Source organism: Mesorhizobium sp. M0910 (assembly GCF_040319465.1).
In the GTDB taxonomy this organism is placed as follows: domain Bacteria; phylum Pseudomonadota; class Alphaproteobacteria; order Rhizobiales; family Rhizobiaceae; genus Mesorhizobium.
Genome location: NZ_JAMYNZ010000004.1, coordinates 287,182 through 299,108 on the forward strand (window position 1 = coordinate 287,182; position 11,927 = coordinate 299,108).

The following is an 11,927-nucleotide window of genomic DNA, read 5'->3' on the forward strand; positions in this document are numbered from 1 at the left end:
GCTTGATACCAGCCTCTGGTCCTTATCATCTTGCAAACGTTCGTGTTCATCAGTCGCTGACGCCAGGACTGGCCGCAGCATTCGATGCCGACGGCTTTGCGCTTACGGATATCGCCGTCGCCAACGGAAAAATCTCCAGCATTGCAGCACATCAGCGATCCAATGCACCGGCAGGCGCCATCGACCTCGGCGGCCGGATCGTCTTGCCCTGCTTCGTCGACTGCCACACCCATATCGACAAGGGCCATATTTGGCCTCGAACGCCCAACCCGGACGGCACCTTCATGGGCGCGCTGAACGCAACGGGCGCCGACCGGGCGGCGCGCTGGAGCGCCGACGACGTTGCCCGCCGCATGGATTTTTCGCTGCGCTCGGCCTATGCGCATGGTACCAGGGCGCTGCGCACGCATCTCGACAGCGTTGCGCCGCAGGAAGAGATCTCCTGGCCGGTGTTCGAGACGATGCGGGATAAATGGCGCGGCCGCATCGAGCTGCAGGCGGCCTGCCTGCTCGGCATCGAGGGCGTGCGCGACAGGAAATGGTTCGAGAGGCTGGCCAAGCGAGTGGCTGCGGCCAACGGCGTGCTCGGCGTCGTCACCTATATGGTGCCGGATCTCGAAGAACTACTTGACCAGGTATTTGCGCAGGCGATCGAGCACGGCCTCGATCTCGATTTCCATGCGGACGAGACCGACGATATCGCGGCGATCTCGCTGAAGAAAATCGCCGAAGCCGCCCTTTGGAACGGTTTCGAGGGGAACATCCTGGTCGGCCATTGCTGCTCGCTGGCGCGCCAGCCCGATCTTGACGTGCTCGACACGCTAGACAAGGTCGCCAAGGCCGGCCTGGCGGTGGTGTCGCTGCCGATGTGCAATCTCTATCTGCAGGACCGGCGCGGCGACAACACCACGCCGCGCTGGCGCGGGGTGACGTTGCTGCACGAGATGAAGGCGCGCGGCATTGCCGTGGCCGTCGCTTCCGACAATACGCGCGACCCGTTCTACGCCTATGGCGATCTCGACATGCTTGAGGTTTACCGGATGGCGACGCGCATCCTGCATCTCGACCATCCCGTCGCCGACTGGCCGCAAGCGGTGACTTCGACGCCGGCCAAGGTGATGCGGCTCGACGGTTTCGGCACGCTTGCCGCCGGAGCGCCGGCCGATTTCGTCGTCTTCAAGGGGCGGAGCTGGACGGAATTGCTGTCACGGCCCGAATCGGATCGCATCGTTGTACGCGACGGCCTGGCGATCGAGCGTCAGTTGCCCGATTATGCCGAACTCGATGATCTGATGGTGGAATGATGGATATTGCGGCGCTCAAGCGCGACCTGTACGGTTTGAAGATCGACGACCATCCGGCGATCGTCCAGCAGAAGAGCCGCGACTTCTACTGGTACAGCCCGGTGCTGAAGCAGCAGCTCGATCACGTCACCGGCGACCTGATCGTGACGCCGAAAACCGAAGACGAGGTCGTCCGCATTCTCGCCGCCTGTCACCGGCATGGCGTGCCGGTGACGCCGCGCGGCAGCGGCACTGGGAACTACGGCCAAGCGATGCCCTTGTCCGGCGGCGTCGTGCTCAATCTCGCCGAGATGAACGCGGTCAAGACGATCGCCCCCGGCCGTGTCGTCACCGACCCCGGCGCCGTGCTCGCCGACATGGACAGAGCGACGCGGGCGCATTCCGGCCAGGAGCTCCGCATGTCGCCGTCGACCTACAACACGGCGTCGATCGGCGGCTTCGTCGCCGGCGGCTCCGGCGGTATCGGCTCGATCCGCTGGGGCGGACTGCGCGACCTCGGCAATGTCATCCGGCTGAGGACCGTGACGATGGAGGCTGAGCCGCGTGTCATGGAGCTCACCGGCGAGGACGTGCTGAAGGTGATGCATGCCTACGGCACCAACGGCATCATCACCGAAGTCGAGATGCCGCTGACCGCCAGCTATGACTGGATCGACGTCATCGTCGGCTTCGACGATTTCATGGATGCGGCCGGGTTCGGCAACGACCTCGCCATCCAGGACGGCATACTGGCGAAACTGATCACGCCGATCGCAGCACCGATCCCCTACGATTATTTCAAGCGCCACCAGCGGTTTTTCCGGCGCGGCCAAAGCATCGTCGTCCTGATGATCGCACCGCATGCGATGGATGCCTTCCTTGCCTTCACGGCGCGCAGCAAGGGCGAGATTGTCTTCCGGGCCGACAAGGAGGCCGATCTCAAAGGGTTGCCGCCGGCCTATGAGCTGACCTGGAACCACACGACGCTGCGTGCCATCCGGGTCGATCCGACGATCACCTACCTGCAGACCCGCTACCCTTCGCCGGACCACCTCGGCCACGTCAAGGCGATGGTCGATCGCTTCGGCGACGAGGTGCCGGCGCATCTCGAATTCATCCGCTTCGACGGCGCCATCGGCATCGCAGGGCTGCCGCTGGTGCGTTTCACCACGGCGGAGCGGCTCGACGAGATCATCCGCATCCACGAGGACAATGGCTGCTGGATCTTCAACCCGCACCGCTACACGCTGGAAGAAGGCGGCATGAAGCGCACCGACGAGGTGCAGCTCGCCTTCAAGCGCGAAACCGACCCGCAAGGGCTGCTCAATCCGGGCAAGATGATCGCCTGGGAAAATCCGGACTATGATTATCGCTCGGGCAAGTCGTTTCTGTTCAAGGGGCTGGAGAACGCGGGTTGAACATCCTCGTCCTCTACGCTCATCCGGTGGAGACCAGCTTCAATGCCGGCCTGCACCGGACCATCGTCGAGCGCCTGAAGGCGGCCGGCCATGTGGTAGACGACTGTGACCTCTATGCCGAGAATTTCGATCCCAGGCTGACGCGCGCCGAACGGATGTCCTATCACGACGAACGCAGCGACGGCGATCCGGCGTCGCCTTATGTCGAGCGCTTGCTGCGGGCCGAGGCGCTGGTGCTGTCGTTTCCGGTGTGGAACTTCGGCTATCCGGCCATTCTGAAAGGCTTTTTCGATCGCGTCTTCCTGCCCGGTGTGTCGTTCAAGCTGGTCGCCGGCAAGGTGCAGCCGTCACTGCACAATATTCGCAAGGTGGTCGCCGTCACAACCTATGGCGGCAGCCGGTTCCGAGCCATGCTGATGGGTGACCCGCCGCGCAAGCTGGTCAATCGGGTGCTGCGCGCGACGATCCAGCCCGGCGGGTCGGTTTCCTACCTTGCGCATTACTCGATGAACCAGTCGACCGAGGGCAGTCGGACCAGGTTCGTGGCGAAGGTCGCGGCCAGGATGGACGCGCTCTGAGGTGCGCTACATCCGCACCCGTGCCGCCTTCGGATCGTACATCGGCTTAAGCGACGCCTCCGCCGCAAAGCGCTCGCCGGCGATCTCGATCTCGTAGGACGACGACAGGACATCCGCCTCGCTCTCGCCCTTGCAAGGCACGTAACCAAGCCCGATAGCGCCGCCGAGATGATGGCCGTAATTGCCCGAGGTGATCGGACCGACGATCCTGCCGTCGCGCAGGATCGCCTCGTTGTGGAAGAGCAGCGGCTCGGTGTCGTTCAGGCGGAACTGCACCAGCCGACGTGATAGGCCGGTTTCTTTCTTCTTCAGCACCGCATCGCGGCCGAGGAAGTCTCCCTTGGCCGTCTTCACGGCAAAGCCAAGGCCGGCCTCCAGCACATTGTCTTCGTCGGTGATGTCGTGGCCGAAATGCCTGAAGGCCTTTTCGATGCGGCAGGAATCCAGTGTGTGCAGGCCGCATAGCTTCAGGCCGACGTCGGCGCCGGCTTCTTCTATAGCCTCGAAGACGTGGGCGGCCTGATCGGTCGAGACATAAAGCTCCCAGCCGAGCTCGCCGACATAGGTGACGCGGTGGGCGCGGGCCAGCCCCATGCCGATTTCGATCTCCTGAAACGTCCCGAACGGGTTGTTTTCGTTTGAAAAATCGTTGGGGCTCACCCTTTGAATCAGCTTTCTCGCATCCGGGCCCATCAGGCAGAGCACGGCTTCGGCAGCGGTCACATCGGTGATGACGACGAACTCGTCGGCAAGGTGTTTTCGCAGCCAGGCTAAATCGCGCTGCAGCGTCGCACCGGGCACGACGAGGAAGAAGGCTGTTTCAGACAGCCGCGAGACGGTGAGGTCGCTCTCGATGCCACCGCGCTGGTTGAGCATCTGGGTATAGACGATCTTGCCCGGCGCCACATCCATGTCGTTGGCGCAGAGCCTTTGCAGGAAGGCGCAGGCGTCGCGGCCTTCGACGCGGATCTTGCCGAACGAGGTCATGTCGAACAGGCCGACGCCGTTCCTGACCGCCAGATGCTCCTCACGCTGGTTGTCGAACCAGTTCTGCCGTTTCCAGGAATAGCGGTATTCGCGCTCCTGGCCGGGCCTGGCGAACCAGTTGGCGCGCTCCCAGCCGGCGACCTCGCCGAACACCGCACCGCGCGCCTTCAGATGCTCATGCAGCGGCGAGCGCCTTATGTTCCGCGAAGTCGCCATCTGCCGGTAGGGGAAATGATCGGCGTAGAGCAGGCCGAGCGTTTCGGAAACGCGCTCCTTGAGATAACGGCGGTTCTTCTGGAACGGCTGAGCGCGGCGGATGTCGACCTCCCAGAGATCGAAAGGCGCCTCGCCGTCATTGATCCATTGCGCCAGCGCCATGCCGGCGCCACCGGAGGAGACGATGCCGATCGAATTGTAGCCGGTCGCCATCCAGTAGCCGGAAAGCTCCGGCGCCTCGCCGAGATAGTAGCGATCGTCGGGCGTGAAGCTTTCGGGGCCGTTGAAGAAGGTGTGGATGCCGGCGGTGCCCAGCATCGGCATGCGGTTGACGCCCATTTCGAGGATCGGCTCGAAGTGATCCATGTCCGCGGGCAACTGGTCGAAGCAGAAATCCTCGCTTATGCCGTTCATGCCCCACGGCTTGGCTACCGGTTCGAAAGCGCCGAGCATCATCTTGCCGGCATCTTCCTTGTAGTAGGCGCACTCGTCCGGGACGCGCAGCACCGGCAGGCGGGAAAGCCCGGCGATCGGTTCGGTGACGAGATAGAAATGTTCGCAGGCGTGCAACGGGATGGTGACGCCATTCTGGGCGCCAAGCTCGCGTGCCCACATGCCGGCGCAGTTGACGACGATGTCGGTATCGATCGTGCCTTGCTCGTCGCCCTGCGCCCAAGACACTCCGGTGACGCGGCCGGCCCTGGTATGGACCTTGGTCACCTTCACATTCTCGACGATCGTCGCACCACGCTGGCGCGCGCCCTTGGCCAAGGCCATGGCGATGTTGGCGGGGTCGCACTGGCCGTCGAGCGGCAGATGCACGGCGCCGACCACATCGGATACATTGAGATGCGGGTACATCTGCTTGACTTCACGTGGCGAAATCTCGCGCACGTCGACATCGAAGGCGCGGGCGAGAGACGCCTGCCGATAGATCTCGTGCTTGCGCTCCTCGGTCAGCGCCACGGTGATCGAGCCGACCTGGCGCATGCCGGTGCCGACATCGGTCTCGGCCTCGAGCTTGACGTAGAGGTCGGCCGAATATTTCGCCAGCCGCGTCATGTTCTGCGAGCCGCGCAATTGGCCGATCAGGCCGGCAGCGTGCCATGTTGTGCCTGACGTCAGCTGCTTGCGCTCGAGCAGCACGATATCGGTCCAGCCGAGTTTGGCCAGATGATAGGCGACCGAACAACCGGAGACGCCGCCGCCGATGATGACCGCCCTTGCTTTGGGAGGAATGGCCTTAGTCGGAATGGCTTTGGTGGGCGGGGCGCTCATGCGGCCTCGCGGCGATAGCTGGATGCGAAGCGGCGCAGGCGTGTGGCAGCCTCCATCAGCACCGGCTCAGGCTGGCAGAGGCTGAAGCGGATGTGGCCTGCTGCGGCCGCGCCGAAGCTCGAGCCGGGCATAACGCCGACCTTCTCCTGGTCGAGGAAAGCCCAGGCGAATTTTTCGTCGTCCGGCTCGATCGCCGATATGTCGAGCATCACATACATGCCGCCTTCGGAGCCGCGCACGGTGACGTTGTTCATACCGCGCATGGCATCGAGAACGACGGCGCGCCTCGCGGCATAGCGCTCGGCGATCTCCTCGACGCCGTAGCCGTTTTCGAGCGCCTCGGCGCAGGCGAGGCTGATGAAGGCCGGCAGGCCGTAGGTCATCACCAGATTGAGGTCGGTCAGCAGCGAGATCATCTCCTCGGGCCCGGTCAGCCAGCCCATGCGCCAGCCGGTCATGCCGTGGCTCTTGGACATCGAATTGATGACTAGCGTGCGTTCCGTCATGCCAGGCAGTGAGCGTGGTGAGACGTGCTCGCCGCGGCCCAGCGTCCAGTAGACCTCGTCCGACAGCAGCCAGAGGTCATGCTCGCGGCAGATCTGCGCCAGCTCTTCCAGGCGCTCGCGCGAATAGACGGCGCCCGTGGGATTGTTCGGCGTGTTGATCAGGATGGCGCGGGTGTTCGGCCGAAGGGCGGCGCGGATGTCGGCGGCGCGCGGCTGAAAGCTGTCTTCGGCGGGGGTCTCGACGACGCTGAACTCGGCGCCCGCCGCACTGAAGGTATTCGGATAGGTGGCGTAATAGGGCGCAACGACGATGGCATGGTCGCCCTGGTCGAGAACCGCTTGAATGGCCGCGTAAAGCGCGGCCTGCCCGCCCGGCGTGGCGATGACCTGGTCGGGGCTGGTCGCAACCCCGGTGCACCGCGTCGACGCCGCCGCCATCGCCTTGCGCAGGCGTGGAACGCCGGCAAGCGGCGTGTAGTGGTGATTGCTGGCGCGGACGGCCGTCACGCAGGCTTCGATCGTCTCGCTCGGCGTGTCAAAATCATGGTCGCCGACCGACAGCATGATGATGTCTTCGCCAGCCTGCTTGCGCGCCCAGGCAGCGGAATGAACCTCCCAGCCATCCTTGCCCGAGGGCACGATGCCGGAAATGCGCGATGATGGCCTAGGCATTATGCTACTCCCGAAATTTCGTAGCCGGCCTGTTCGAGCCGGTCGCGCAGCGCGGCGATGTGGGCCGGTCCGACTTCGCAGCAGCCGCCGACGATGCCGGCGCCAGCCTCGACCCAGCCGATCGCCTGGCCGGCATAGGCATCCGGATCGAGGTCGTGGCGGGCGTGCAGCACTTCCACTGTGCCGCCATGCTTGAGTGCCTCGACCGAGGTGAAGCCGTTGGCATAGGCGCCGACCGGCCCGCCGAGGGCGATCAGTTCGGGGAGCGCTGCAGCGATCGCCTCGGGCCGGCAGCAATTGATCAGCCGGGCCGTGACGGGCAGGCCGTCGAGAGCGCTTGCCGCCGCCGCAATGGCTTCGCCGCTGCGCAGGCGCGGTGCGCCGTGGTCGGCGAGCGTCCACGACACCCATACGGGCTTGCCGCTTTCCGATGCCGCGGTGACGGCGGCGCGCGCCTCTTCGGCCGACGCCATGGTTTCGCACAGAAACAGATCGACGCCGTCCGCCTGCTCGGCAACGATACAGCGATAGACGTCGAGCGTATCCTGGAAGGATATCGTCAGCGCTGGCGCATAGCTGCCGAACAGCGGCGACAGGCAGCCGGCGATCGCCGCGTCGCCGGCCTGGTCGCGTGCTTGCCTTGCCAGTTCTATGCCGAGCTTCTGCAACGGTTTGAACAGCTCTTCCGCGCCTTCGCGCGCCAGCCGCTCCGGCGTTGCGGAATAAGTGTTGATGGTGATGACGCGGGCGCCGGCGCGGATAAATTCGGCATGCAGGTCGCGCACCAGATCCGGTTCGTCGATGAGCACCCTGGCCGACCACAGCGGCGTCGGCTCGGAGCTGCTGCGGCGGACCAGCTCTTGGCCCATGCCGCCATCGGTGAGGATCACTTTCTTCATGCTCTGAGCCTCTCGTTCTTTGGATCCCATAACGGCTCGTCCTCCTGCACGACCGCCCGAAAACGTTCCCCGAAGATCTCGACCTCGACCGCCGTTCCCGGCTCGGTCAGGTCCGCGCGCAGCATGCCGAGCGCGATCGATTTGTCGATACGATGACCCCAGCCGCCGGACGTCGTCTCGCCGACGATCCGGCCGTCACGCCACAGCGTCGACATATAGGCGCATCGCAGTCACCGGGGTTTTCGACGACAAGCGTGACGAAGCGTTTCTTGACGCCCTGCTGCTTCTCGTTCTGCAGCGCTGCCTTGCCGCGGAAGTCAGGCTTGTCCCATCTGACGAAGCGCTCCAGCCCGCCCTGCAGGATCGAATAGGCGGTCGACAGGTCGCCCTTCCAGGTGCGGTAACCTTTTTCGAGCCGCAGCGAATCCAGCGCGTACATGCCGAACGGTTTCAGGCCGTGCTTCTGGCCAGCTGCCCAGACGGTGTCGAAGATCGCTGCGGTATCATCGATCTTGCTGTGGATTTCCCAGCCGAGCTCGCCCGCGAAGGACACGCGCACCAGCTTTGCCCAACGTCCGGCGATACTGGTCTCCTGATGCGTCAGCCAGGGCAGGGTGAGGTCGGCCGCGCAGAGTTCGGCCAGGATTTTTCGCGAGTTGGGGCCGGCGAGGATCTGGGTAGAGTATTCCTCCGTCCTGTCGACCAGCTTGAATGCGGCGTCCTTCGGGATGCGCGATTTCAGCCATTCGAAATCATGCCATTGCGCCACCGCGGCGGTGATCAGCGTCATCAGGTTCTCGTCGTGGCGGACCACCGACATTTCGGTGACCATGCGGCCCTTGTCGTCGGCAAAATAGACGAGGCCGATGCGGCCGGGTTTCGGCACCAGGCCTGTGACCTGGAGGCTGAGCCATTCGGCCGCACCTGGACCATCGAGATTGAAACGGGAAAAGCCCGGCAGGTCCAGAATGCCGGCGGCATCGCGGACGGCGAGGCATTCTTGGCGCACACGATGCTGCCACGGCCCGTCGCGACGGAAAGTCAGCGTGGCTTCTTCGGAGACGTCGTCACCGGGCTGCGCATACCAGGTGGCGCGTTCCCAGCCATTATAGGCATCGAACTGGGCGCCGAGTGCCTTGATGCGGCCGTGGAGCGGCGACAGCTTACGGTCGCGTCCGGCCGGCCAGGCATGGCGCGGGAACTGGATGGCGTATTCGTTGCCGTAGATTTCCATGCCCTTGGCAACGCAATAATCCGGAGCCGAGGCGAAGGCGGTGAAACGGCGCGGATCGCAGGACCACATATCCCATTCGGTCTGGCCCTCGGTTACCCATTCGGCCAGCACCTTGCCGGCGCCGCCGCCCTGGGCGATGCCGAAGGTGAAGACGCAGGCCTCGAAGGCGTTGGGCACGCCGGACATCGGCCCGATCAGCGGGTTGCCGTCCGGCGCGTAGGGGATCGGCCCGTTGATGACCTTGGATAGGCCGGCGGTGCCGAGGATCGGCACGCGGGCGACAGCATCGGCCAGGTAATGTTCCAGCCGATCGAGATCGTCGGGAAACAGCTGGAACGAAAAGTCGTCGGGCATCGGGTCGTTGTGGCCGACCCAGTGGGCGCGGCAATTGCGCTCATAAGGGCCGAGATTCATGCCGTTCTTTTCCTGGCGCAGATAATAGGACGTATCGACGTCGCGCAGCAGCGGCAGCTTCTTGCCCTGTTCCTTCGACCACGCCGCCAGTTCGGGGATTTCCTCGAACAGGATATATTGATGGCTCATCACCATCATCGGCACCTCGCGGCCGAACATCCTGCCGATCTCGGCAGCGCGGTATCCGGCGGCGTTGACGACGATCTCGCAGCGGATCTCGCCTTGCGCCGTCTCGACCACCCACTCGTCGTTTTCTCGGCGCACGCCGGTGACCGGGCAGAAGCGGATGATCTTCGCGCCCATGTCGCGGGCACCTTTAGCCAGCGCCTGGGTCAATTGCGCCGGGTCGATGTCGCCGTCATTCGGATCGTAGAGCGCGCCTTTCAGCTCATGCGTCTCGATGAAGGGGTAACGACGCTTGATCTCGTCGAGCCCGACGATATCGATGTCCATGCCCTGGTAGCGGCCCATGCCCTTGGCGCGCTGGAATTCCTGCATGCGCTCCGCGCTATGGGCTAGCCTGAGCGAGCCGGTGACGTGGTAGTTCATGGGATAGCCGACCTCGTCGGCCAGCCGGCGATAGAGTTCGGTCGAATATCGCTGCATGTTCATCAGCGACCATGACGAGGAGAAAGTCGGCACGTTGCCGGCGGCATGCCAGGTCGAGCCGGAAGTCAGCTCGTTCTTCTCCAGAAGCACGCAGTCGATCCAGCCCGCTTTGGCGAGATGATAGAGCGAGGAGGCGCCGACGACACCGCCTCCGATGATCACAACGCGTGCCGTGGTCGGCAAACCGGCCATGTTCTTCTCCGACTATTTGTTTTGATGCATGTCGTTGTCCCAAAACCGCCACGCACTTTTGGGCGACATGCATTCGTTCAATAGACAGGCGGCGAAACCACCCAGATGACGACAGCCGGCTCGGCTCCAGGATTGCGCCAGCGGAACGGCTTGCCGTCAAAGCGGAAGGAGTCGCCTTCGCCAAGCCGGTGCCAGACGCCAGCAATTTCGATGTCGAAGCTGCCGGAAGCGACGTAGCCGGCTTCCTCGGTCGGCCGGCGCGCCTCGGTCTTCAGCTCGGCACCCGGGGCGAAGGCCGAACGCAGCATCTCGAAGCTACCGCCGAGATCGGGCGACAGCAGCTCCTCCACCAAGCCAGAATCGCTTGTGCCAAGCACGCGTCGGCTGCCGGCGCGCACGACCACGCCGCGCTCGGTCTCGACAGGCACGTCATGGCTGAAGAACAGGCTGACCGGCACGCCGAACAATTCGGCGAAGGCTCTGAGGTCGCCGAGCGACGGGATCGACAGGCCGCGCTCGACCTGGCTGACCCAGCCGACGGAGCGGCCGAGCTTGAGGCCGGTCTCGGCAAGCGTCAGTCCGCGCGCCTTGCGCAACGCGCGGATGTCGCCGGCCAGCAGCCGTTCGCCGCTGTCTTGTTCCGATCTGGCCGCGGTTGAGGGCAAAGCTGTCCCTGTTTCGGTGAAAAATTCCCAGCAAATTTCATGTGACGGCACGTTTGTGAAAAAATCAAGAGGATTTTCATGCGCCCACAAGATTTACTTGCGCCATTTTGACGGTTCGGGCAAAGGCTCGGCGCACGAGCGGCGAGTGGGGCGTCCGGTCGAGGCGGATAGGCTTATCGGGCGTTCAAAAAGACGCGCAAGGATGCTCCATTACTTCTAGTCGGCGCATGATCCTTCCGGAGAATCGGGTTCGGGATCATACGCAAAGGGACGGCCATGCTGGAAAACAACTCCCGGATTGCGGCGGCGATCGTCGATGACGCGATCACCTCGCGCCGATCGGTACGCGCCTTCTTGCCCGATATGATCGACGACGACACCATCCGCGATATTCTCGCCGTTGCCGCGCGCGCGCCCTCAGGCACCAACATGCAGCCCTGGAAGGTCTATGTGACCAAGGGCGAGGTCAAGCAGCGCATCACCGATGCCATCCTCAGCTCGGGCATCCGCGCCGAAAAGGCGGAGTGGGACGAATATCGCTACTATCCCGACCAGTTCTTCGAACCCTATCTGACGCGGCGGCGGGCCAACGGCTTCGGTCTCTACGGCGTGCTCGGCATCGGCCGGCGCGAGGTCGACAGGATGCGCGCGCAGCACGACCGCAACTTCACCTTCTTCGATGCGCCGGTCGGCATGATCTTCACCGTCGACCGGCGGCTGAACAAGGGGTCGTGGATCGACTACGGCATGTTCCTGCAAAACATCATGGTCGCGGCGCGGGGCAGGGGCCTGCACACCTGTCCGCAAGCTGCCTTCGCGCCCTATCACCGGCAGATCAGGCCGGTGCTCAACATTCCCGACGAGGAGATCGTCGTCTGCGGCATGGCGCTCGGCCATGAGGACACGTCCAAGCCCGAAAACGCATTCCGCACCGACCGCGCGCCGCTGGAAGAGTGGGTGACGTTCGCCAGCTAAC

The 11,927-nt window shown here is 64.0% G+C and carries 8 protein-coding genes and 1 pseudogene; 4 read left to right on the forward strand and 5 right to left on the reverse strand.

What is annotated here, in order from left to right; genetic code table 11:
- Nucleotides 1–2 precede the first annotated feature (2 nt).
- From NKH78_RS12380 to NKH78_RS12390, 3 genes are read left to right on the forward strand one after another with little or no spacing between them, the layout of a single operon-like run.
- Entirely contained in the window at nucleotides 3–1,304 is a 1,302-nt protein-coding gene (locus NKH78_RS12380; RefSeq protein ID WP_352505728.1) for a cytosine deaminase, read from the forward strand.
- Complete coding sequence (locus NKH78_RS12385) at nucleotides 1,301–2,701, forward strand: FAD-binding oxidoreductase (protein ID WP_502896041.1); 1,401 nt, start codon at nucleotides 1,301–1,303, stop codon at nucleotides 2,699–2,701. Before NKH78_RS12380 ends, NKH78_RS12385 begins: the two co-directional genes overlap by 4 nt.
- Entirely contained in the window at nucleotides 2,698–3,279 is a 582-nt protein-coding gene (locus NKH78_RS12390; protein ID WP_352738707.1) for an NAD(P)H-dependent oxidoreductase, read from the forward strand. The genes NKH78_RS12385 and NKH78_RS12390 overlap by 4 nt, the downstream gene beginning before the upstream one ends.
- 6 nt (nucleotides 3,280–3,285) lie before the next feature.
- Here the strand turns inward: NKH78_RS12390 and NKH78_RS12395 are convergent, their stop codons facing one another.
- From NKH78_RS12395 to NKH78_RS12415, 5 genes and pseudogenes are all read right to left on the reverse strand, one after another.
- Nucleotides 3,286–5,760: a GcvT family protein gene (locus NKH78_RS12395; protein WP_352505729.1), complete on the reverse strand. Its 2,475-nt coding sequence runs from the start codon at nucleotides 5,758–5,760 to the stop codon at nucleotides 3,286–3,288.
- Nucleotides 5,757–6,938, reverse strand: a complete 1,182-nt coding sequence (locus NKH78_RS12400) for a pyridoxal phosphate-dependent aminotransferase (protein WP_352738705.1) — start codon at nucleotides 6,936–6,938, stop codon at nucleotides 5,757–5,759. The genes NKH78_RS12395 and NKH78_RS12400 overlap by 4 nt, the downstream gene beginning before the upstream one ends.
- Entirely contained in the window at nucleotides 6,938–7,837 is a 900-nt protein-coding gene (locus NKH78_RS12405; protein WP_352688157.1) for a homocysteine S-methyltransferase family protein, read from the reverse strand. Before NKH78_RS12405 ends, NKH78_RS12400 begins: the two co-directional genes overlap by 1 nt.
- Nucleotides 7,834–10,286: pseudogene (locus tag NKH78_RS12410) on the reverse strand (GcvT family protein). Before NKH78_RS12410 ends, NKH78_RS12405 begins: the two are co-directional and overlap by 4 nt.
- A gap of 77 nt (nucleotides 10,287–10,363) precedes the next feature.
- Nucleotides 10,364–10,951, reverse strand: a complete 588-nt coding sequence (locus tag NKH78_RS12415; protein ID WP_352505733.1) for a helix-turn-helix domain-containing protein — start codon at nucleotides 10,949–10,951, stop codon at nucleotides 10,364–10,366.
- Nucleotides 10,952–11,227: 276 nt separating this feature from the next.
- On the opposite strand from NKH78_RS12415, the gene NKH78_RS12420 reads away from it, so the two are divergent.
- Nucleotides 11,228–11,926, forward strand: a complete 699-nt coding sequence (locus NKH78_RS12420) for a nitroreductase (protein WP_352738700.1) — start codon at nucleotides 11,228–11,230, stop codon at nucleotides 11,924–11,926.
- The last annotated feature ends 1 nt before the right edge of the window (nucleotide 11,927 follow it).

Excerpts from the sequence above, each read along its gene's own strand:
- NKH78_RS12385 (WP_502896041.1), top strand. The coding sequence starts at position 1,301 with ATGATGGATATTGCGGCGCTCAAGCGCGACCTGTACGGTTTGAAGATC.
- NKH78_RS12395 (WP_352505729.1), bottom strand. The coding sequence starts at position 5,760 with ATGAGCGCCCCGCCCACCAAAGCCATTCCGACTAAGGCCATTCCTCCC.
- NKH78_RS12400 (WP_352738705.1), bottom strand. The coding sequence starts at position 6,938 with ATGCCTAGGCCATCATCGCGCATTTCCGGCATCGTGCCCTCGGGCAAG.
- NKH78_RS12405 (WP_352688157.1), bottom strand. The coding sequence starts at position 7,837 with ATGAAGAAAGTGATCCTCACCGATGGCGGCATGGGCCAAGAGCTGGTC.
- NKH78_RS12420 (WP_352738700.1), top strand. The coding sequence starts at position 11,228 with ATGCTGGAAAACAACTCCCGGATTGCGGCGGCGATCGTCGATGACGCG.